The organism is Vaccinium witches'-broom phytoplasma str. VAC, from assembly GCF_000309405.1.
Lineage (GTDB): Bacteria > Bacillota_I > Bacilli_A > Acholeplasmatales > Acholeplasmataceae > Phytoplasma.
Genome location: NZ_AKIN01000229.1, coordinates 1 through 252 on the forward strand (window position 1 = coordinate 1; position 252 = coordinate 252).

The 252-nt window shown below is 25.4% G+C and carries 1 pseudogene; it reads right to left on the reverse strand.

Going from position 1 to position 252, the window contains the following annotated elements:
• A pseudogene (locus RI68_RS03050) lies at positions 1-218 on the reverse strand (hypothetical protein); the annotation flags it as partial.
• Positions 219-252: the final 34 nt, after the last annotated feature.

The window sequence follows — 252 nt, forward strand, 5'->3', positions numbered from 1 at the left end:
TGAGTTATTTTAATTTTAGATTTTGGAATTTCTAAATTGCGTTTAGTTCTTGGTGGATGATTTGGTTTTGCATTGTTATCTAATTCGTCATGATAATTTGATAATGATTTTGGTTCTTGTTTAGTTTCATAAAGACCTTCAAAAAGTCCAATAATAAAAGAAATAACTAAAACAGTGATAATTAAAATAGCGATCCGATGTTTTTTAAAAAAGTTCATTTTTTGATAACCTTTCCGATAATAGTAGTAATTG